At 40.1% G+C, this 22,694-nt stretch carries 19 protein-coding genes; 12 read left to right on the top strand and 7 right to left on the bottom strand.

All coding sequences use genetic code 11. From position 1 onward, the window contains the following. Window positions 1–62 precede the first annotated feature (62 nt). Window positions 63–878 (top strand): patatin-like phospholipase family protein, encoded by an 816-nt coding sequence (locus tag BWD42_RS06720; protein WP_077434352.1) that lies wholly within the window; start codon window positions 63–65, stop codon window positions 876–878. Between the two features lie 90 nt (window positions 879–968). Here BWD42_RS06720 and BWD42_RS06715 read toward each other — a convergent pair whose 3' ends face one another. Further along, complete coding sequence (locus BWD42_RS06715; protein WP_254846189.1) at window positions 969–1,814, bottom strand: glycerophosphodiester phosphodiesterase family protein; 846 nt, start codon at window positions 1,812–1,814, stop codon at window positions 969–971. A gap of 457 nt (window positions 1,815–2,271) precedes the next feature. Between BWD42_RS06715 and topA the strand changes: the two genes are divergently transcribed. The 3 genes from topA to cmk are packed head-to-tail and all read left to right on the top strand — an operon-like array spanning window position 2,272 to window position 5,782. After that, window positions 2,272–4,671, top strand: coding sequence for a type I DNA topoisomerase (gene topA / locus BWD42_RS06710; RefSeq protein ID WP_077434348.1), 2,400 nt, complete (start codon window positions 2,272–2,274; stop codon window positions 4,669–4,671). Between the two features lie 2 nt (window positions 4,672–4,673). After that, window positions 4,674–5,087 (top strand): hypothetical protein, encoded by a 414-nt coding sequence (locus BWD42_RS06705; RefSeq protein ID WP_077434346.1) that lies wholly within the window; start codon window positions 4,674–4,676, stop codon window positions 5,085–5,087. Further along, window positions 5,087–5,782, top strand: a complete 696-nt coding sequence (gene cmk, locus BWD42_RS06700; protein WP_077434344.1) for a (d)CMP kinase — start codon at window positions 5,087–5,089, stop codon at window positions 5,780–5,782. The genes BWD42_RS06705 and cmk overlap by 1 nt, the downstream gene beginning before the upstream one ends. A 60-nt stretch (window positions 5,783–5,842) precedes the next feature. Here the strand turns inward: cmk and BWD42_RS06695 are convergent, their stop codons facing one another. The 4 genes from BWD42_RS06695 to BWD42_RS06680 all read right to left on the bottom strand — a co-directional run bounded on the left by BWD42_RS06695 (window position 5,843) and on the right by BWD42_RS06680 (window position 9,034). Beyond that, a complete protein-coding gene (locus BWD42_RS06695) occupies window positions 5,843–6,136 on the bottom strand; it encodes a hypothetical protein (protein WP_077434342.1) in 294 nt (97 codons plus the stop codon). Window positions 6,137–6,299: 163 nt separating this feature from the next. Continuing rightward, window positions 6,300–7,499 carry a pyridoxal phosphate-dependent aminotransferase gene (locus BWD42_RS06690; protein WP_077434340.1) on the bottom strand — a complete coding sequence of 400 codons (1,200 nt, stop codon included), beginning with the start codon at window positions 7,497–7,499 and terminating at the stop codon, window positions 6,300–6,302. Window positions 7,500–7,595: 96 nt separating this feature from the next. Continuing rightward, the gene (locus BWD42_RS06685; RefSeq protein ID WP_077434338.1) at window positions 7,596–7,970 is read right to left on the bottom strand and encodes a DUF1573 domain-containing protein; all 375 of its coding nucleotides are present in this window, start codon (window positions 7,968–7,970) and stop codon (window positions 7,596–7,598) included. Between the two features lie 98 nt (window positions 7,971–8,068). Beyond that, window positions 8,069–9,034 (bottom strand): SIS domain-containing protein, encoded by a 966-nt coding sequence (locus BWD42_RS06680; protein ID WP_077434336.1) that lies wholly within the window; start codon window positions 9,032–9,034, stop codon window positions 8,069–8,071. Between the two features lie 100 nt (window positions 9,035–9,134). On the opposite strand from BWD42_RS06680, the gene recQ reads away from it, so the two are divergent. The 3 genes from recQ to BWD42_RS06665 all read left to right on the top strand — a co-directional run bounded on the left by recQ (window position 9,135) and on the right by BWD42_RS06665 (window position 13,329). Then, window positions 9,135–11,324 (top strand): DNA helicase RecQ, encoded by a 2,190-nt coding sequence (gene recQ, locus BWD42_RS06675; protein ID WP_077434334.1) that lies wholly within the window; start codon window positions 9,135–9,137, stop codon window positions 11,322–11,324. Window positions 11,325–11,342: 18 nt separating this feature from the next. Further along, window positions 11,343–12,158 carry a 3-deoxy-8-phosphooctulonate synthase gene (gene kdsA / locus BWD42_RS06670; protein ID WP_077434332.1) on the top strand — a complete coding sequence of 272 codons (816 nt, stop codon included), beginning with the start codon at window positions 11,343–11,345 and terminating at the stop codon, window positions 12,156–12,158. Window positions 12,159–12,231: 73 nt separating this feature from the next. Further along, complete coding sequence (locus tag BWD42_RS06665) at window positions 12,232–13,329, top strand: SGNH/GDSL hydrolase family protein (RefSeq protein ID WP_077434330.1); 1,098 nt, start codon at window positions 12,232–12,234, stop codon at window positions 13,327–13,329. 31 nt (window positions 13,330–13,360) lie between these two features. Here BWD42_RS06665 and BWD42_RS06660 read toward each other — a convergent pair whose 3' ends face one another. Both BWD42_RS06660 and BWD42_RS06655 read right to left on the bottom strand, forming a co-directional pair. After that, window positions 13,361–14,659 carry a DEAD/DEAH box helicase gene (locus tag BWD42_RS06660; protein WP_139351035.1) on the bottom strand — a complete coding sequence of 433 codons (1,299 nt, stop codon included), beginning with the start codon at window positions 14,657–14,659 and terminating at the stop codon, window positions 13,361–13,363. A 53-nt stretch (window positions 14,660–14,712) separates the two neighbouring features. Continuing rightward, window positions 14,713–15,042, bottom strand: a complete 330-nt coding sequence (locus BWD42_RS06655) for a DMT family transporter (protein ID WP_077434326.1) — start codon at window positions 15,040–15,042, stop codon at window positions 14,713–14,715. A 311-nt stretch (window positions 15,043–15,353) separates the two neighbouring features. Here BWD42_RS06655 and BWD42_RS06650 point away from each other — a divergent pair, with 311 nt between their 5' ends. From BWD42_RS06650 to BWD42_RS06630, 5 genes are all read left to right on the top strand, one after another. Further along, complete coding sequence (locus tag BWD42_RS06650) at window positions 15,354–17,513, top strand: sensor histidine kinase (RefSeq protein WP_175991977.1); 2,160 nt, start codon at window positions 15,354–15,356, stop codon at window positions 17,511–17,513. Between the two features lie 12 nt (window positions 17,514–17,525). Continuing rightward, entirely contained in the window at window positions 17,526–18,158 is a 633-nt protein-coding gene (locus BWD42_RS06645) for a response regulator (protein ID WP_077434322.1), read from the top strand. 104 nt (window positions 18,159–18,262) lie between these two features. Further along, complete coding sequence (locus BWD42_RS06640) at window positions 18,263–20,323, top strand: hypothetical protein (RefSeq protein WP_139351034.1); 2,061 nt, start codon at window positions 18,263–18,265, stop codon at window positions 20,321–20,323. Further along, window positions 20,316–21,599, top strand: a complete 1,284-nt coding sequence (locus tag BWD42_RS06635; RefSeq protein ID WP_077434318.1) for a hypothetical protein — start codon at window positions 20,316–20,318, stop codon at window positions 21,597–21,599. The genes BWD42_RS06640 and BWD42_RS06635 overlap by 8 nt, the downstream gene beginning before the upstream one ends. A gap of 93 nt (window positions 21,600–21,692) precedes the next feature. Beyond that, window positions 21,693–22,688, top strand: coding sequence for a YihY/virulence factor BrkB family protein (locus BWD42_RS06630; protein WP_077435861.1), 996 nt, complete (start codon window positions 21,693–21,695; stop codon window positions 22,686–22,688). The last annotated feature ends 6 nt before the right edge of the window (window positions 22,689–22,694 follow it).

Here is a 22,694-nt window from a genome sequence, read left to right as displayed (position 1 = left end):
GGTGAATATCGGATAACATTGTTGGGGCAATGTCAACATCATTATATTGCAGGTCTAAGTATATGTCAGAGAAAGATTTTTTGAACCGTAAAGTAACACTTGTCCTAGGAGGTGGTGGGGCGAGAGGATTAGTACATATCGGCGTTATTCGTAAGCTGGAGGAAATGGGCTTTGAGATAGATGAAATTGTCGGTTGTTCCATTGGCGCATTGGTCGGTGGAATTTATGCGCAGGGAAAGATGGATGTGTTGGAGGATTGGATGCATAATCTCACAAAGAAATCAGTCTTCAATATGATGGATTTCAGTTGGAAAGGCCTGGGAATGATGAAAGGGATCAAAGTCTTTAATGCGTTGAAATCGGTGATTCCCGATGCGAATATCGAAACGTTCCCGATTTTATTCAAAGCTGTTGCTACGGATCTTAATTATGAAAAAGAAGTTGTACTGGACTTTGGAAGTATGTATGACGCGATCCGGGCTTCTATTGCGATACCGGCCGTCTTTACAGCAGTCGAAGAAGATACCCACGTCTATGTAGATGGCGGTGTACTCAATCCACTGCCCATCAACCATGTCACCAGAAAAGAGAATTTAATTATTGCGGTTAATTTGGAATCAAAACCGGATAAACAGTATTCAGTGATCAAAAAACTGGATACAAAAACCTCAAATTCTTTAGATATTCTACAAGCTTCCTATTATGTGATGCGTAGAAAAATGAGCCGTATGATTATTGACCTCTATCGTCCGGATGTTGTTGTAGATATTCCTTATAATATCTGTAATCTATGGGACTATCATCGGGCAGAGTTTTTAGTTCAAAAAGGGCGCGAGTATATTGATAAAGCCCTTAAGAGTAAGACCAAAATAGAGTAGCGCATAGCGTAAGCTACTCTATTTTGGTCCTTTGGTTTAAACCAACAGCGGGAGCGAAGAATGGTTTAGGGTATTGAAAAAGTTAAAGCCTTAGAACAGATTCGGGTAATCACTGATAATTCCATCTACCTTTAACGCCTTTAATTGCTCTATTTCTGCTTTGTTATTTACCGTCCAGGGGATCACCTTCACATTTGCTTTGTGGTATTGCTTGACAAAGTCGCTTGTCACCAATTTATAGTGTGGGCTAATGATAAAGGGGGCGAAACCGAGTGTTGCTATTGTTTCTTCTGCATTTTTCGTGTAATTGGCATCAATCAGATAAGACACTTTAAGTTGTGGATAGGCTTTGTTAAGGTACTTGACTGCCCGGATATCAAAAGATTGAACCACGGTACGTGCTGCAATTCTTTTTTCTGTGATAACCTGTACCATTAAATCAACAAATTCTTCTACCCGGGGATGAGCTATCCCATCTTTGTCCACACTGCTTTTCACCTCAATATTATAAAACATAGGCGCCGTTCTCTTTTGGAGGGCGTAGGCTTCTGTACTATCGATGAGGTCAGCGAGTTTCGCAATGCGTGTAACCTGTTTTTTTTGATCGGGAAACTCCTTATAAAATTTGGAACCGATATCGTATTTGATCAGGTCTTTATAGTCCGTTGCAAATATTTTCAATGATTTATCTTTTTCGGGGATCTCGGTGCCATCTGGTTTTAGTACAAATTTGGGGTTGAGATAATGGTCATGAAAGACAACAACCTTTCGGTCTTTCGTAATTTGACAGTCCATTTCCAGTGTTGTTACCTGCTGCAGATCAATCGCATTTTTCATCGCTGCAATAGACTCTTCGGGGTATAGACCACGTCCACCGCGATGGGCTTCCAAACTGATTTTAGGAAAGCTGTTGGTTGTTTTTGTTGAATCTTTCATAACTGAGCAAGACGCAAATGGTAATATTATACCAAAAAAGACTGTTCTAACAAGACTTCTTTTCATTATTTATTATATTAAACCAAAATTAAGGGCGAATTGCCCTTTTTTGAATAAGCGAATATACATAACCTATTTTACTTTTTTTACGCTGAAGGTTTCGGATGCTTGAATTATACGGCATTTGGTAATTGTTTTCGAAATAGAACAAACTAAAATGAATTGTTGAAATTGCGGATATGAAGAAAAACGAAGTTTTAAATAATTATCAACATTTTTTATAGACAAATTCCTTTTTAAGGTCGATTACAGGCTGATTTAAAATAGGACAATAGGGTTAATGTTATAGGATAAAACACATATATATTAAGGCGAAATCTATTTTTTTTGTCTTTTTTGCAAGAAATTATTGTCATTCCTTTTAGAATTCCCTTTATTTGCACAAATCTCAAATTAGATGGCGAAAAATTTATTGATAGTTGAGTCTCCAGCGAAAGCAAAAACGATAGAAGGATATTTAGGTAGTGATTTTTTGGTCAAGTCAAGTTACGGGCATATCCGTGACCTGGTGAAAACCGATGATGCAATTAATACGGCGAATAATTTCGAACAGAAGTATGAAGTTCCATCAGATAAAAAAGCGGTCGTAAGCGAGCTGAAAAAATTAGCTAAGGCAGCAGAAACTGTGTGGCTCGCATCCGATGAGGACCGTGAGGGAGAAGCTATTTCTTGGCATTTATTTGAGACATTGGGACTGAAGGATGCAAGTACAAAACGTATTGTGTTTCATGAGATCACGAAGCCTGCAATATTAAAAGCCATCGAGAATCCCCGTAAAATAGATTATAATCTTGTTAACGCACAACAGGCCAGACGTGTATTGGACAGATTGGTGGGCTTTGAGTTATCACCTGTTTTATGGAAAAAGGTAAAGCCTTCTTTATCTGCGGGTCGTGTGCAATCTGTTGCTGTGCGGTTGATTGTTGACCGGGAGCGGGAGATTAATAAATTTGAACCAGAGGCGGCATTTAAGATTGTTGCTTTCTTTCATACAGGCAAGATCAAAGATAGTTTTAAAGCCGAGCTTCCGCAACGCTTTGCAACTGAAGCAGAAGCGACTCAATTTTTGGAGGATTGTAAGGCGGCTTTGTTCACCGTTAAAAATCTGGAGACGAAGCCATCGAAACGATCGCCTGCAGCACCATTTACAACGTCTACCTTACAACAGGAGGCCAGTAGAAAGCTGGGATTCTCCGTCGCTCGTACCATGCAAGTTGCCCAGCGTCTCTACGAATCAGGACGTATTACCTATATGCGTACCGATTCTGTCAATCTGAGTGATACAGCAATAGAGGCTGCTGAAAAGGAAATTAAATCAGCTTATGGTAACAAGTACCATAAAGTAAGGAGATATAAAACCAAAACTTCGGGCGCGCAGGAAGCGCACGAGGCCATACGTCCGACTTATTTTTCTGAACATACCATCGAAGGCGATTCTGCTGAAAAACGATTGTATGAACTGATCTGGAAGCGGGCAATTGCATCTCAGATGAGTGAAGCGGAATTTGAACGTACTCTCGCGAAAATTTCGATTTCCACCCGTACGGAAGATTTGAATGCTTCGGGAGAGGTTATGAAATTTGATGGTTTTCTGAAAGTTTATATGGAGTCTGTGGACGATGATCAGGAGACAACATTCGATGAGGACAGTGATAATGCCATTCTTCCACCATTGACTGTAGGTTTACAACTGGTATTAAAGAGTATGTCTGCGACGGAACGTTTTACACGTCCACCAGCACGTTATACGGAGGCTGCATTGGTGAAGAAATTAGAGGAACTGGGCATCGGTAGACCTTCGACTTATGCGCCAACAATTTCTACGATCCAAAATCGTGGCTATGTGGTGAAAGAAGAACGGGAGGGAAAGTCACGTAACTATCGCGTGCTGACCCTTGAGCATGCTGAACTGAAAGCAATAACGAAAACAGAAATTACGGGAGCAGAAAAAGGGAAAATGTTCCCAACTGATATCGGTATTGTGGTCAATGATTTCCTTGTAGAGCATTTCAATGGTATTGTAGACTTTCACTTTACGGCAAATGTTGAGAAAGAGTTTGACGATATCGCACATGGATTGACCGAATGGACAAAAATGTTGCATGATTTCTATGGGCCATTCCACTCAGAGGTAGAAGATACGTTGGAAAATGCTGATCGGGCCAATAATGAGCGTGAGCTAGGTGTAGATCCAGTTTCAGGCAAACCTGTTTCGGTACGTATAGGAAAATTTGGCCCCTTGGTACAGATCGGCTCACCGGATGATGAAGAAAAACCTCGATTTGCATCTTTGCGTAAAGGACAGATGATCGAGACAATCACTTTTGACGATGCGATGGAGTTATTCAAATTGCCGAAAAAAGTTGGTGTTTTTGAAGATAAGGAAATGACTGTTGCCGTTGGTCGATTTGGGCCTTATATCCGTCATAACTCAGCGTTTTATTCCTTGCCAAAAGGAGTCGATCCGCTGGATGTAACCGAAGAGGAGTGCATTCAGATTATTCAGGAAAAACGTCAGAAAGACATTGAAAAAGTGATCCGTGTATTCGATGAAAATCCAGATGCACAGATCGAACAGGGACGTTGGGGACCATTTATTCGTTTTGGCAAGCAGAACTTAAAAATTCCGAAAGGAACGGAGATCGAAAAAATCAGCTATGCCGATGTGTTGAAATGGGCTGAAGCAGATGCGCCGAAAGGTAAAGCCGTTAAAGCCAAAACCGCCGAGAAGAAAACAGTTGCTAAAAAAACAACAGCAAAGAAGGCTACAACTAAAAAAACGACAAAGTCTAAATAGGGATGAAAGCAGATTTGCCAGAAAATATAGTAAAAGATATCATGATTGCCGTGGTTTTGGAAGGCGAGACCGTGGAGACAAAGAATTGGACGGTGTATGTTATTAACGATAAGAATATCGCAATACAGAATGTGCTGATCAGTTCAAAAGGCTATGGTGAAAAAGATGGAAGACAGGTGACAACTACCACTTTACGGCATTTTATCGGAAACATCGAAGCAAAATCATTTGATCGCGTTGAAGCCATCGATGAACAGGTCTTTGGTCTAACCAACGAATACTGGTTGAGCTTTTATATCGATAATACAATATACGATAAAAAATATATCTTTTTACCAGAAAGCATCGTGGATGGAAACCTAACTAAGGTTCCCTTGGTGAATAAGCCCGGTGTGATCATAGGAGGAAATGAATAATGAGTACAAGACACAATTTTATTATCGCCATAGATGGCTTTTCCTCCTGTGGAAAAAGTACGCTTGCCAAAGCGCTGGCTAAAAAGTTAAAATTTGCCTTTATTGATAGCGGTGCGATGTATCGGGCTGTCACGCTCTATTTTATTCGTCATCATATTGCCTTAGATGATCAGGAAGCGATCGAAAGAGCTTTAAAGGACATCCATATTGACTTTATTCCAAATGCCGTCAAAACGGAGATTCACCTCAACGATGAAGATATTTCAGAAGAAATCCGTCAGATGTACATTTCTGATAAGGTCAGTGAGGTAAGTGCAATTAAAGCGGTGCGAACAGCAATGGTGGCGCAACAGCAAAAATTGGGTCGCCGGAGAAATATTATTATGGATGGCCGGGATATTGGCACCACCGTTTTTCCGGATGCCGATCTGAAAATCTTTATGACCGCAGATCCTAAAGTTAGGGCAGCCAGAAGATACCTGGAATTAACTGAAAAAGGGGAGGACGTCACACTAGAAGAGGTGGTGGAAAATCTGGCCAATCGCGATCACATTGATAGTACCCGTGCCGAGAGTCCGCTGCGTCAGGCTGAGGACGCTATCGTTTTGGATAACTCCAATTTAACCCCCGAACAGCAACTGCATTTTGTCGAAGAGGAATATCTCAAAGTTAAAGCCTTAAGAATAGAAGCATAAATACGATATAACAAAAGTTGCCGATGGAAAAATCGGCATCTTTTGTATTTTTGGCTACAGCTATTTGATACTATTGATTTGCTGTTGCTCCAGCAGCTTGTCTACATTGTTTTTCTCTCCAAACTCTGCTGTCTGTTCTTGAAAAGATTCCAGTAGCGCTTTAATAGCGTCTGAATTATCCGCTGTTCGTTGATAGATTTCGGGAATAGTCTGTTCGATATTCTTATCACCGAGTTCGATATTATCAACTTCGATTTTGCCTATCTTTTCTAAAACAGCCTGTTGGCTATTTCTGACATCTTCCATCTCTCTCGCTATCTTTTCCATCAATTGGAATTTCTTCAATTTATCCATATGCAATATCTTTAGTTATACTGTAATAAGAACAATGTCGCTCGAAACTTTGTTTTGACTTTTTTAAATTCGGTCGAAAACAGGCTTTGGGATACTGCTAAAAAGCAAAGAAGCCAGTCTCTTTTTCAGAGACTGGCTTCGATTGGCCTTTGGGCTGTGCTTATTAATTTGTTCTTCCGGGATAAACTGCCAGCGCTTTCTCCAGACAGACTAATGCGTTTTTAAGATCATCCTGGTTCAGCACATAAGCTAGGCGGACTTCATTTGTCCCCGCACCCTCTGTACTGTAGAAACCAGTTGCCGGAGCCATCATGACCGTTTCGTTGTTGTAGGAAAACTCTTCCAGCATCCATTGACAGAATTTATCCGCGTTGTCGATCGGTAATTTAGCAACCACATAAAAAGCACCTCCAGGATTAGGAGAGTATACGCCATCAATTGCATTTAATCCGCTGACCAATGTATCTCTTCTGGCCGTATATTCTTTGGACACGGCTTCAAAATAGCTGTCCGGGGTATCGACGGCAGCTTCGCCCGCAATCTGCCCTTCCAGCGATGGACTCAAACGCGCCTGAGCAAATTTCAATGCAGTCTGATATAATTCCTTATTTTTGGTTATTATACAGCCGATACGTGCACCACATGCGGAATAACGTTTTGAAACTGTATCAAAAATAACAACATTATTTTCGAGGCCTTCCAGATGCATTGGGGATATAAATTCGCGGCCATCATAACAGAATTCGCGATATGCCTCATCAGAGAACAGGTAGAGGTCATATTTCAGACAAAGTTCCCGTAAAGCCTCTAGTTCCTCCCTGGAATAAAGATAGCCTGTCGGATTGTTGGGATTACAGATACAGATGGCTTTGGTTTTCTCGGTAATTACTTTCTCAAATTCAGCAATAGATGGTAATGCAAATCCACTTTCAATATAAGACATGATCGGTTTGATCACGATATCAGATGAACAGGCAAAACCATTATAGTTTGCATAAAAAGGTTCTGGAATAATGACTTCTTCCCCTTCATTTAAGCAAGCTTGCATGGTGATTGTGATTGCCTCTGAGCCACCGTTGGTTACAAGGATGTCAGTAGGTTCAATATTGTAATTTAGCTTGTTATAATACTCGGCTAATTTTTTTCGGTAAGAGGCCGTACCTTCGGAAGGTGTATAAGCCCATACTTTGAAATCAATATTTTTCAAAGCATTAAGCATAATTTCGGGTGTCTGGATATCTGGTTGCCCGATATTTAAGTGGTATATCTTTTTACCATCTTTTTTTGCTTGATCAGCATAAGGCGTCAGTTTTCTGATGGGTGACGCAGGCATATTTAGCCCTTTTTCTGATATTACTGGCATTATAGTTTTTTTAAAATTAGTTGTGCAAAGCTAACCAAAATAAAACGAAAAAAGCCACATCCTGATGTGGCTTTTTTCGTTTTATCTGTGGGATTTTTATTCCACAATCCCTTTAATATAAAGTGTCTTTACAGGGGTTTTGGTATTCGACTGTACCGTGAAACTTTTGGTAAATGGTGCCTTGGCTGCCGCATTGTACGTAACCTTGATTGTCCCTGTTTCACCTGGTTTGATCGGAGTTTTGGTGAATTCGGCCACCGAACAGCCACAGGTAGGCACTACATTCGAAATGATAATGGGCTCGCTGCCTGTGTTTGAAAATTTAAAATTATAGGATACAGGAGTTCCAGCTGGAATTTTTCCGAAATCATGTGTTTCTTTCTCAAATTTAAATTCTCCTTGCCCGGCTTGCATAGATGAAAAACCGATAAAGGAAATGATCACTGCTAAAATTGTTATATACTTTTTCATACTTCTAAGATATTACTTTGTGATTAAACTAGTACAACTGATATGCCAAATGTACTGTTTATTGCCAATTTATTCTGCATCTAACAACTTTATTACAGTTATATTATGCCTTCTTTGAGTAGATCCTGTATATGGATAACGCCATCGTAGTTCCCTTTTTCGGATACCAATAACTGATTGATGTTGTTTTCCCGCATAATATGGAGGGCATTGGCCGCAAGTTCATTTTTGTCGATGACCTTTGGTGATTGACCCATAATATCAGCAGCGTGGATCATTGCCAGGTCCGTATGTTTTTCGAGCATGCGGCGGATATCCCCATCGGTAATAATACCGTGAATTTCTGTGCCATTTAAGACAGCGACAGCCCCCAGTCTGAACTGGGTGATAGTAATGATAATATCTCTGATGTTGGCATCCAATTGTACGCTCGGTTTACCATTTTGATCCGAAAGATCTGCAACTTTTAAATAGAGTTTTTTACCTAAGGCGCCACCGGGATGGTATTTAGCAAAATCCTGATCAGTAAAATCACGACATTCTTGTAATACAACCGCCAGCGCATCGCCCATGGCCAATTGTGCAGTAGTGCTGGATGTTGGTGCCAAATTGTTTGGACAGGCTTCTTTCTCAACGGTAGTATTCAGGATGTAATCTGCATTTTTGGCGAGGTAGGAAGCCGTATTGCCCACCATAGCCACTAGGGTATTTTTCGTTTGTTTCAGAAAAGGAACCAGTACTTTGATTTCTGGCGTATTCCCGCTTTTGGATATGGCAATAATCAGGTCATGTTGTTGGATAATACCTAAGTCGCCGTGAATAGCATCGGCAGCATGCATAAAGATGGACGGTGTCCCGGTGGAATTTAATGTTGCAACAATCTTTTGTGCGATAATGGCACTTTTTCCGATACCTGTGACGATGACGCGCCCTTGAAGATGTAGAATTTTATTTACAACGGTAACAAAATCATCATCAATATATTGGGCCAGAGCAGCTACTGCATTGGCTTCTTCTTGAATAGCCTGGATAGCTATATTTTTTATTTCGTAGTTGTTTTTCACAAAAAATACTCTTACTTTTATGTATTAGAATAGATTGCAAAAATAGATTATTTTTCAGGATTATTTCTTCATTATCTATCTTATTTTTGCCCAAGGCGCAATGGAAATAGAAAAATCACTTTTCGACAATTTACAGGATTTTTTTGGTTTTGATACTTTTAAAGGGGATCAAGAGGCTATTATAACTAGTATTCTTCAAAAGAAGGATACCTTTGTTATCATGCCAACCGGGGGAGGGAAATCAATTTGTTATCAACTGCCAGCACTCATGAGTGAGGGGACCGCAATTGTAATTTCCCCGTTGATTGCTTTAATGAAAAATCAAGTAGATCAGCTTCGCGCGTTCGGCGGCGAAGATAGTATCGCTCATTTTTTGAACTCCTCACTAAACAAGAGTGAAATCACCCGGGTCAAGGAGGATGTGCATGCAGGAAAGACCAAGTTACTGTATGTAGCTCCAGAATCACTTGCTAAGCAAGATAATGTGGAGTTTTTACATCAGATTACGGTGTCTTTTGTCGCTGTGGACGAAGCACATTGTATTTCAGAATGGGGCCATGATTTTAGACCAGAGTATCGCAAAATACGTCAGGTGATCAATGAGATTGGCGCTAATATTCCAATTATTGCGTTGACAGCAACGGCGACTCCTAAAGTGCAATCTGATATCCGTAAAAACTTACAGATGAATGATGCGGTGTTATTCAAATCATCATTCAATCGGAGCAATTTATATTATGAAGTACGTCCCAAAAAAGATGTGGTCAAAGAAATTGTGCGGTTTATCAAAACAAAATCAGGAAAAACCGGTATCGTCTATTGCTTGAGTAGGAAGAAAGTAGAAGAAATAAGCGAGGTGTTAAACCTGAACGGCATTAAAGCGCTTCCATACCATGCGGGCCTTGACGCTAAAACAAGGGCCGATACGCAGGATAAATTTTTGATGGAGGATGTTGAAGTGATCGTTGCTACAATCGCTTTTGGAATGGGAATTGACAAACCGGATGTCCGTTATGTTATCCATCATGATATTCCAAAATCTATGGAAGGCTACTATCAGGAGACTGGTCGTGCCGGTCGCGATGGTGGTGATGGTTATTGTCTGGCTTTCTATTCGGAGAAAGATGTTGAAAAGCTGACTAAATTCATGAAAGATAAACCTGTGGCCGAACGTGAAATCGGTACACAGATACTCAAAGAAGTCATTGATTATTCCGAGTCTGCTGTCTGCCGCCGTAAACAGATCCTTCATTATTTCGGTGAAAATTTTGATGAACAAGGCTGTAGTAATATGTGCGACAACTGTCGTTCGGAAAAAGAATATTTTGAAGCCGAGGAATCCCTAAAAAATGTATTGGGCTTTATTAAAGAACAGGGGGAGAAATTTGATGACCATCATGTCATTAACGTGATGATCGGGCAGAATAATCAACCTGTGTCTTCCTATAAACATGACGAGCACCCGTTGTTTGGTTCTGGAAAAGAGAAAGGTGTCCTTTATTGGAAATCTTTGTTAAGACAGGCGGTACTGGATAATTTCATTGAAAAAGATATTGACCACTATGGTTTACTGAAATTAACGGATATTGGTCTGCGTTATTTGGATAATCCGTATCAGTTAAAGTTTGTTTTAAATCATCCTATTGAAAGTGCTGAGACTGCTAATGGAGAAGACGCTGGCCATGGCACTGGAGCTCTTGATACGACGCTGCTCGGCATGCTCAAAGATTTGCGTAAAAAGATTGCTAAGAGTAAATCATTGCCCCCGTTTGTCATCTTCCAAGACCCTTCTTTAGAGGAAATGTGTACGCACTATCCGGTGAATATTGACGAATTAAAACAGATTCAAGGGGTAGGGAATGGTAAGGCGATTAAATTTGGAGCCTCTTTTATTGCGCTGATCAAAGACTATGTGGAGGAAAATGAAATTGACCGACCGGTGGATCTGGTTATCAAAAGCACAGCAAATAAATCTGCGCTAAAGGTAGCCATCATCCAAAATATTGACCGCAAGATTGCACTGGATGATATTGCTGCAGCAAAAGGGATTACCTACGAGGAAATATTGAAGGAAATTGAAACGATCGTCAATGCAGGTACCAAGATAAATATCAATTATTTTATTGACGAAATTATTGATGAAGATCGTCAGGACGAAGTTTACGATTACTTTAAAACAGCTGAAACTGATTCCATCGAAGATGCGCTTAAAGAATTAGGCGGCGACGATTATACTTTTGAAGACCTTCAATTGATGCGGATCAAATTTTTATCGGAATTGGGTAATTAAAAATTTTATATATTTCATATGATCAATAAATACATTCCTGAAATAAAGAATGGAACATCGCAGAATTTCTTTTTAATGGCAGGGCCATGTGCAATTGAGGGAGAAGAAATCGCTTTGCGGATTGCTGAAAAGATTGTTACTATTACAGATAAACTCAATATCCCTTATATTTTTAAAGGCTCCTATCGTAAGGCTAATCGGTCCCGTTTGGATTCTTTTATGGGCATCGGAGATGAAAAAGCATTGAAAATTTTGGAGAAAGTGGGGAAGACCTTCGGTGTTCCTACGGTAACGGATATCCATGAAAGTCATGAGGCGGAAATGGCTGCGGCTTATGTCGATGTTCTTCAGATTCCAGCATTTTTATGTAGACAAACGGATTTATTGGTCGCGGCAGCAAAAACCAATAAGGTCGTCAATGTAAAAAAAGGACAATTTTTAAGTGCCGGATCCATGAAGTTTGCTGTTGATAAGATCGTAGAGTCTGGTAACGAAAAGGTGTTTTTAACAGATCGTGGGAATATGTTCGGCTATCAGGACCTGATCGTTGACTATAGAGGAATTCCTGAAATGCGTTCTTTTAATGTACCCACAGTGATGGATTGTACACATTCACTTCAACAACCGAATCAAACATCAGGGGTAACAGGAGGAAAACCTGCACTAATAGAGACAATTGCCAAAGCTGCGATTGCTGTGGGGGCTGATGGTTTATTTATCGAAACCCATCCTGATCCGGCAAACGCAAAATCAGATGGCGCAAATATGCTACATCTGGATTTGCTTGAAGGGCTGATGGAAAAATTGGTGCGTGTTAGACAAGCTATTTTATAGTATAATCAATAAATCGCAATAGAAAGGAGCCAATCGGCTCCTTTTTTAATCAATTCAAAATCTAAATTATTCCATGTTTTCAAAAGTTTCTTTCCTGGTGCTCATGCTGTTCTCATTTTCATCGATTATCAAAGCACAGCAAAATTATACCTGGTTTTCGCCTCTTGACGATAAGCATATCGAAGGCCGTGTCAATAATCAGCAGCTTACAGGATTTAATCGACTTCCAGATGAGCTCGAAAAGCAGGTACGTAAACCGGTCTGGGAGCTCGGTAAAAATTCAGCTGGACTTTACGTTGATTTTCAAACATCAGCCCCAGAAATCACAGTTCAATATCAGGTGGCCGGTGGATTAAATATGCCCCATATGCCCACTACAGGTGTGAGTGGTCTTGATCTTTATGCTTATGACCCAATGGATAAAGTCTGGAAATGGGCTTATGGTAATTATGATTTTTCAGACACGATTTCTTATACGTGGAGGAATATAGGGGAGAATAATAACTTCAAATATCGTTTATATCTACCTCTGTATAATACGGTTAAATGGTTGAAGATTGGCCTTCCGAAGGATGCAAAGTTAACCTATACCCATACAGCTACTTTGAAACCTATTGTGGTGTATGGCACTTCCATTGGACAGGGGGCATGTACCAGTCGTCCGGGCCTTGCTTGGACAAACCAAGTCGGGAGGGCTGTTAATAACGAAATGATGAATTTATGTTTTTCAGGTAATGGTCGTCTCGAGCAGCCTATTTTAACGCTGATGAATCAGGTGGACGCGGCTTGTTATATTTTGGACTGTATTCCTAATCTTGCAGTAACTAAGTCTCTCAATGAAAAACAATTGGATTCCCTGCTCGTTCATGCCGTTACATTTTTAAGAAAAGAACATCCGACAACACCTGTTATATTAACGCAGCATAGTTCCGGGAATATCAGTACGGTATTTAACGAAGACAAAAATAAGGAATATCTGCAAAGCAGCAGGGTGTTGAAGGCAACTTACGAGAAATTAAAGTCAGAGGGCCATAAGCAGATTTTTATGCTGTCTAGCGAAGACTTAGGACTGGACCTCAACTCAACTGTAGATTATGCCCATCCCAATGATCAAGGAATGGAACATATTGCAAATGCTTATATTAACCTGTTAAAAAGGGTGTTGAAATAAAAAAGGGAAGTCCAAAGCTTCCCTTTTTTATTTATTTCTTTTTCAATTTCATCTTCATTTTTGCTTTTTCGCCACCACCATAATTGAAAGTTTTGGCATTACTTTCCTTTTTTTGATGAAATGCTCCACCACGGGAACCATCTTCCTGCTGTTCTTCCTTGATAGACTTTTTCTTTTTATCATTTATAGGGTTGTAGATCTGAAGACCTTCAGGTAAGTCCAATAGATCCATTCTTTTACCCACAGCCTGTTCTATTTTTCTGACCATTGGGAGTTCCAGGTCGGTGGAAAATGTTAAGACGATTGTTTCCTCATTATCGTCATTTTTGATGATATAGCTCAAAAACTCTTCTTTCTCATTCGGCAGTTCAAATTGGAAAATAAAGGGAATATTTACGATATCAACAGCATCGGAGTTTTCTCGGGCAATGATTAGTACGCGGGTTTGCTCATTTTCGATAAAATCTGCTGTCGTTTCGTAGCCAAAATCATCGTAAAACAGCGGATTTAGAATGGCGATTTCTTCTTTGGTCTGTTTAAATAAACTCGTAGCCAGCTTTTGTGCGGTAAGTTTTGAATTTACAAAAACAATCACTTTTTGGAAAACCTCTTTATCCTGTAGCAGGTAATTTAGCAGATTGATTTTTGTGGTAAAATTGGGAAGCTGATAGCGCAAAAGATCCAATGTATCAATAGCTTCGTTTTCCAGTTCGTCGACCTCCACCAATGCATAATCTTCATTGAGATGGGTATCAATCATGTCATACAGTTTCTGATGCTCAACGGTGCTGAAGACAAGGTGTTGGACCTTGCCACAACTTTCAGCTAGTTCTCGTACAGGGGTTTGCATTCCCTGTTTGATGATCTCTTCGGCATCATCAATAATCAAGGTTTGGATACGGTTTAGATTGAGTGCTAATTTGAGATAGATGGCACGTGCACGGTTTGGCGTTGCAACGACAATGTCCTTTCCTGCAACTAATTCTTCTATTTCTTCTTCCATGCTACCTCCGGCACGTAATCCGATGATACGAAGGTCTCTATTTTTGCTTAGTTGGTGAAATTTTTCAACAATCTCATCGATGCGTTCTTCATTCGGAGCCAATATTAAAAACTTAGGTGCTTCATCGTCCGTAAATTTCAATTTCATCAAGGTCGATAACACATAAGTTGTGGTTTTGCCAGCCCCTTCAGGAGCGATCGCAATCACATCCTGTCCACCAAGAATTCTGGAAATACATCTACTCTGAATCTCTTTTGGAGCCAAATAACCGAGCTCGGTCATTGTAGCAGTCAATCTTTTGCTTAGTTTTAGTTTCTCTAACGACACGTATCCTTTTGTTTATGTAAGATGCAAAAATACACATTTAGTTTTTAGATCAGCTAATGTGCACCCATTTTTGAAAAGACATTGATAATAATAACTCCAGCGACAATCAATATCATTCCGATCACTGCTGCTGTATCCGGAGTCTGTTTAAACAAAATCATGCCTATCAAAGTAATGGCAACAATGCCAACTCCAGACCAGATTGCATAGGATATTCCGACAGGAAGATATTTCAATGTTATGCTCAGGAAATAAAACGCAATAACGTAGCCAGTGATGCAGATAAGGGTAGGCTTGCATAGGGTAAAACCTTCGGATTTTTTCAGGAAAGTTGTGGCGAAAATTTCTGCTGCGATAGCAAGAAACAAGTATATGTATTTCATCTTTATAGACTATTTGCTGATCAAATGACGCTTTCATACAAAGCTACACTTTTTGCCTTTTACTTTGCCGGAAAGGTATTGTATTTGGAAAGTTGTTGGTATTGAATCGCGACCAATTCAGCATCGTAACCGAGTCCGAGGGTATTTTGCCGCTAATTATAATTGTTTATAAGGGTAAATTTATCTAGTTTTGACTGATCCACTAATGGGAATTAATAGACTTTATGAGGTGTATTCGCGTTTTTTCAAAAACCTTTTTTATATACTTAGTTTTTCTATTCTCTTGTTTTCAGCTACATGCTCAGGAACAGTTGCAGGAGCTACAGAAATCATACTATAATCTTCCCTTAGGAAGTAAGGAGCGTTTTGTGCAGACCGGAAAATATGCGCAGGCATTGTATTTCAACAATGAGAAAGCGTTGGCGAGCCAGCTGCTCAATGATAATATCCAATTGGCAAAAAGTTATCCGGATAAACAGTACTATGCCTATTTAAATTGTATCGCAGCAATGAATAGCTATAACGATCATCTCTTCGAAAAATCACGTTTTTATCTCGAACATGCAAAATCCGTTCTGCCCTTAGTCAACGATAATGGTACCAAAGGCTATGTTCATTATTGTGATGGCTGGATTATGACCAGACAGAATAAGGAGGATCAGGCGGTGGCGCAGTTTCATAAGGCGATTTCTTTTTTGGAAAAGGCACCCCAGACGGATGCAAATATTGCCCGTAAACTGGCTATATATAAGGAATTGACTTCTATCTACGCCAACCAACGCAATTATGAATTTCAGGAGAAATATACAAGTCTGTTATTGGAGACCGCGAAAACTGGCCGAAACATAGCGAGTTTATTTGACGCCTACATGCAAGCTGGCTACCTGTTTGAGGCAGAATATCGGTCGAACCGAACTGATCAGCTACTTTTGAAGAAAGCCGAGGATCATTATCTTGCGGCATATCGAATAACACAAACGAATAAAAAAGATCTTGTTAATCCAACGGATATGGCCTATGTTTCCGTAAATCTGGCCAACTTATACCATGAGTTTTATCCGGAAAACGGAGCGAAAAAAGCGGTTTCATTTGCCCAACAAGCCTTAGAAATTGCACAGGAAACGGGACAATATGCCATTTCTATTCCTGCCTATGGTGTATTGGCTGACGAAGCTTTTAAAAGTGGTCATCGCGATCAGGGGAAAAAATACCTTCAACAAGCACTCTACAACCTGCAACGTGAACCCCATTACGATTATCAGATGGGACTAAGTTTGTATAGTAGATTGGCTGAAGTCAGTGTTGAAGAAGGAAAATACGAAGAGGCATTTCAATACCAAAAAAGCTATATCAATGTTTTCGAAGAGGCATTCAACTCGGATAAATTGGATAAAACCAAACAACTTGAAATCAAATATGAACGGGAGCTACAAAACCAGAAATTAATGCGTCTTCGTTTAGAGGGAGAGAAAAAGGAACAGCAGATCAAATTGATGAAAGCGCTAAATGACCGGCAGAATCAATTGGTTGAAAATCTCAAATTGAACGAACTAAACCGTACCCAACAGTTGAAAGTGCTTCAGCTTGAGCGTGACAAAAAGGAACAGGACTTGCAATTAAGCCGCTTGGAGAATGAGCAACGATTGCAGGAGCTTGATGTTTCCAAGCAAGATATTGCCTTTAAATCACGTATGAATTCGATCTATATCTGGTTATTTATTAGTTGTTTAATAGCTGTTATCTTATTGTTTTACGCCTACTGGCAACGTTCTAAGACACTAAAGCAAAAGGAGCACCTGCATGGACTTGAAATCGAAAAAAATAACCAGCAACACGCGATTAAAAACCTGACGGCGATGTTGGCAGGGGAAGAGAAGGAGCGGACCCGTCTGGCTAGGGATTTACACGATGGGCTAGGCGGATTGTTGTCGAGTACAAAACTCGGTCTATCATCGATTGCGGAAGGCAGTAGTGAGCAGTCTTCTGTTAAGAATGGCATTACACGGAGTATCGAACTGTTGGATGATGCAGTAGACGAACTGCGTCGACTTGCACACAACCTGATGCCGGATTTAATTGTCAAATATGGTCTAGAGGTAGCGTTAAAGGACTATGCGGCCCGGATGAGCCAATCGAATTGCCAGGTAGAGTGTGAATTCATTCAATTTGAAGCGAAATTAAGTGTAGAACATCAGATTTCCCTGTACAGGATCATTCAGGAACTGGTGAACAATGCGTTGAAGCATGCTGCCGCAAGTAATATTTTTATACAACTTTCCGCGCATAAGGAGCGTTTACATATCACGATCGAAGATGATGGCAAGGGATTTGATACCGAAAAAATAGATTTACAACATTCAGCGGGTATGCACAATATACAGTCGAGGCTTTCTTTTCTCCATGGTGATATGAAGGTTATATCTGTCCTTGGCGAAGGTACTACCATAGAAATTGAAATGCCCGTTGTTTAATTATAATGTCAGATGATAAAGATAGCGATTACGGATGATCATCCTCTGTTGTTGGAGGGCTTAAAAAATATTATCAATGCTCACGAGGATTTTGAGGTTGTGGGCATGTATGCGAGTGCTGAGGACTTATTTAAGAATATTGTTGCTGATGCACCGCATGTATTGTTACTGGATATCAATCTTCCTGATGCAAATGGTATAGATTTGGTCAAAGGATTAAAAGAAGCATATCCGGAAATGAGAATAGTAGCTTTTAGTGTGCATAACGAACTGGCTGTGATCAATAGCATTCTGAGTGAAGGGGCAGATGCCTATCTTCAAAAAAATGCCACCGGCGCTGAGATTATTGCAGCCATAGCCGATGTGCTGGTTGGTAAACGGTATATCTGTACGAAAACTCAGGCGATACTCAACAAGAAGACAGACGCAGGACTTAAGCAAGTTCCTAAACTTACACGTCGTGAAAAGGAGATCCTGACCTTTGTAGCTAAAGGTATGACGACCAATCAGATCGCTGATAGCCTGTTTATTAGTTCCCATACGGTGGAGAGTCATCGGAAAAATTTAATGGAAAAATTTCAGACAAAGAGTGTGACCGCGGCTGTCAAATCTGCCATAGAATATGGTCTGATACGCGAGTTATAGATGAAATCCACGAATTACCTGAATTCAGGGATGAGAATACCCTATTGTATTTGATACTTTTGATGCTATAGATGAATAAGAGAAAGAATCAAATGTATATGGCTATGTCAGCTAATTTTTTTCGCTGTACCGGAAAAAAAATGCTACCCCTTTGTTTTGGTGTTATGCTGTCCTTGGGTGGTGGTTCGGTGCACGCACAGGTTTTCGATACTAAAATCCCCGAAGGATCAAATACGATAGCGGCTATCAATCTGGCGAAGGTTGTTGAGTACGCAGAAGCTTCTACATTGAATAAGATGTTGGATCGGCTCGGTTTTTTTAAATATTTCGAAAGGAAAAGTAGCGACCTGCAAATGGATTTCCAGCAGATGGGAGTGGATTCGAAGGGAATGGCGATATACTACAGAAATGATCGGGACAGCTTGCTATATGGAGAGATGATTGTTCCGATCAACACTGTCAGTCGCTTTGAAAAATTGCTGCATATGCAGGGTACTCCACTTCCTGCCATAAATGGTTATAAGCGGTTCAAAACAGCAGATGGACAATTGCTTGCCTGGAATACAAAGGAATTCAGATTATTAAAAGGTGAAGTTGGCACAGCCTATTTTGAGAAAGATTCCATTGCCGCATTATATGGAATCGAAAATATAGACTATGCTGCGGAAGCTGTAGCTGCCGCGAGCGGGGCTGCAACTGAGGCTGCAGATGAGGCAGAGGCCGTTGCTAATTGTACGGATTCTGTGCTAATGGATTCCACAACGATGGAGTGGGAGGCGTTTGACTTTGACTCATTAAAAACTGAAGTGCAGCAGGAGGAGCAGGAGCCTTTGGACGTCTATGCAAGTGCGACAGCAACCGATACTAGTGTTTATAAGGATCATATTAACTACGATTCTCTTGATGTTGCTTTTGAGAAAGTGAATCGACGTAACGATTCCATTAAGAATATGTTATTGGAAAAATGGTTGCTGCACGAGCAGGAACAGCTATTGAGCGGTAACTATCCAAATATACCTGTGGGCGAGCAAGCCCGTTTTCTAAAGAATGTAGATATTGCGCGCGTATGGCTACCCAAAGTCGAAGGCCTTTATGACGGACTTCGTTCCCTACGTTCCATGGCAGATGCGTATTATCATACAAGTAGTTTCTCGTTGGAAAATGATTATAAGGACATGTTCTTCGACCTGACACAACAGAGAAATAAGATTACGCTTAAAACGAGTGTAACCCTAGGCAAAGACCTGGTGAAACTGACCAAGCAATTATATGCAAGGAAGCCAAACCCAAAGTTTGCAAAGTATCTAACGGAGGAAACACTGGGCTATTTTAATGTAAATATAAATACTGAAGCCTACCTAAAAGAAATGCCCGCATTTGTTTCTAAAAACCTGAAAAAATATTTTGGAAAAGAGAATGAGGTGCTTGAACTTATGGCGCTCGGTCTTGAAATTGCGCTGGATGAAAAAGCTGTTGCCAAAATTATGCCTGGCGATAACTTGGTTGTTATCAATGGAATCACTAATCTGAAGATCGACTATGTTGATTACGACTATGACGATAATTATGACGTAAAGGAAGTCAATAAAACCAAGGAAGAGAAGGTCGTGTCTTTTATCTGGATGTTTACATCCGAAGATCAAAGGATGATCAAAAAGGCACTGGATGTTGCAGTATCAAAATCCGACGCAAGCTTTGCGGGGGGGATCTATAAAATCAAACAAGGCAATGGAAAAGATTTTCCTTTATATCTGATGTTCAGGGAAGATCTGGTGATGATCAGCAACGATAGCCTGGAGTTAAATAAAATTTTATACATGGATAAATACACGGTCAGGCCCAACAAGTCTTTTGCTAAGCTAATGAAAGGAAGTAAATTTTCTGCGGCGTTCCAGACAAAGAAAATACCCGCGCTGACAAAAGATCTGAATCTTGTATTGGACAATAGCTGGCGTACTACACTGGCAGAATTGAATAATTATGGTAATTTTAGTTTGAGTTCGAAAGGAATTGTTGGCGATAGACTGGAAACTGATCTGCAACTTGAGTTACCTGCAAATGCAAACAGCGGCTTACAGTTTGTGATCAACCAATTGCTCGATGGTATCGTGCCGGAGGAACAATCTAAAATAGACAACCCAATTGATGTAACTGATCATGATTAAAAAAGGAATAATTTGGACTTTAGGCCTCCTGGTAGGATTGGCGATCGTAGGGTGGGGAATTTATATCATTCGACAGCAGCAATCGTATAATTCCGAAGTCCATAAAAAGAGTAAGGCATTATTAACCATCTCCCTTGACGATATCCTATTGAACCAATTCTTCAATAAATGGCAAACAGCGCCAAAAAGAGGGCAGGACTTTGCCAACAAATTGAGTAAATTAAGGGATAATGGAATAGATATCAAGGCCAATGTATTTCTTTTTTCACTGGAAGATTCAGCGAGAAACTTTTATGCTTTTTTTGATTTGAAAGATGAGAAACAATTTCTGACATTCTTAAAAGAGGGGTTGGAAGTTGATTCTATTGAAAGTAATACTGCTCCTGGAGTAAATTATGCTTATCAGGATACAAATAAAATTGCATTTGTTTGGAAGGGTAATACCGTGTTGGTTGGCCTGGGTTTTAATCTTGATAAAAAGAAAGATGAAATGATTCAGTTGATCCAGTCGGATACAGAGCGAGTCTCTATTGAGCGTTTTATCAATCATCCGAGCGAGTTAACCCGCAAATCATTGCGTTATAGCGATATTTCTTCCAAAAATTTTATCGAATTTGAATTGAAAGGTAGCCGTATTGAGATCGCTGGTGAACTCCAATCCGATACCTGGAATTTTCCGCAGGAATATCTTGTCCGCGAGTTGGTAAACGAAGATTACATCAGCAAAGGTTGGATCAATTTTCCAAACGAAAGGTTAAAGACAGCCTTAAGAGATATGCTTATTGATTTTCCGGTTTCAGCAGATTCGATTATCGCCCATGCGAAGGGTGATTATGTTGATGTCGAAATTTTAAAAAATAAGGTTGTTCAGACAGATACCATTATCAATTTTGCCGTTAATGATGATTTCGAAACAGTTGAGGAAAAAACAGCCTATGAAAGTAAAGTTCCAAATGTTCAATTTGGTATTCGTGGGGATGAGCATTTATCTAAATTTCTTCCCAATAAGTTATTTTATCAGTGGTTCCAGAAAAATGATGGTCAATTCAATATTCTGTCAACGGCTTCAACGATAGATAAGTTGCCGACGAAATACACGAAAACCAATAGTCTTTCACATATTGCAATTCATCTTGCGGATTGGCCGGATGCTTTAAAGATCACTCCGATTTTAATGTCGAAGGCGATTGCTTCAGATATGGATTTCAGCTTGAAAGTTGCTCGCCCGAATCAATTAATTCTCCAAGGTACCATTCGGGATTATTCGCATGAATAATTGGCCAGCGCCAGTGGGGCATCTGTTTGTTTGCAAATCCAAAACATTCTCCGTTCGTAAGTGGTTTATTCATACGAACAAAGAATGATTATTATGGATATTAGAACCAAGAGTCGAAATAGTATAAAGACTTACTGGCGAATTTTGAAGAGCTCAGTTGCGGGGTTTTTGAACGAAGATTCAATGAAATACAGTGCTTCACTATCTTACTATACTGTTTTTTCGATTGGCCCCATATTGGTATTGATCATTGCATTGGCGGGTATATTTTATGGGGAAGATGCCATTGAAGGGAAGGTCTTTATGGAACTACGCGGGCTAGTGGGGAATAGTGCCGCCAAACAAATTCAGGAGGTTATTCAAAATCTAGAATTATCTGGTAAATCAAATATGGCCTTACTCGTCAGTAGTATTACATTGATCTTAGGGGCGACAACAGTCTTTGGGGATATCCAAAATTCGATCAATAAGATATGGCATGTCCGCGCCAAGCCAAAAAAAGGCTGGTTAAAGATAATACAGGATCGCCTGCTATCTTCTTCTTTAGTCATTGGATTAGGTTTTTTACTGGTCGTCACCCTAATCATTAACGGTATAATTCTGGCACTAACTGGGCAGTTACAACGCTATTTTCCTGACATGACAGTGATGTTGGTTAACGGGATCAATTTTGCACTGTCATTTGGCATTATTTTCATCCTTTTCAGCGTTATCTTTAAAGTGCTGCCTGATGTCAATATTCAGTGGCGCACTGTACGTGCAGGCGCCTTATTTACAGCGATTTTATTTGTTTTTGGTCGTTATCTCATCGGAATATATCTGGAACACTCAGCGACCCAAGACACATATGGTGCTGCAGGATCGTTTGTCCTAATCTTGCTCTGGGTGTATTATACCGCTGCAATTTTATATTTTGGAGCAATCTATACAAGAGAATACGCAACGGTAATGGGAATTCCGATAGAACCGGCTCAATTTGCTGTACATGTGGAGACCCAGGAGATCGAACGCAATGTGACGGAGATTCCGCCAGCCCCACTGACAACCGAGGAAAAGCAGGTTAACCCCATAGATCATCCGAAATCCTAGATCTTC

It is taken from the genome of Sphingobacterium sp. CZ-UAM (assembly GCF_002000245.1).
GTDB lineage: Bacteria > Bacteroidota > Bacteroidia > Sphingobacteriales > Sphingobacteriaceae > Sphingobacterium.
Note: the sequence above shows the minus strand (reverse complement) of the source record. Positions and strands in the feature narration are given on the sequence as shown.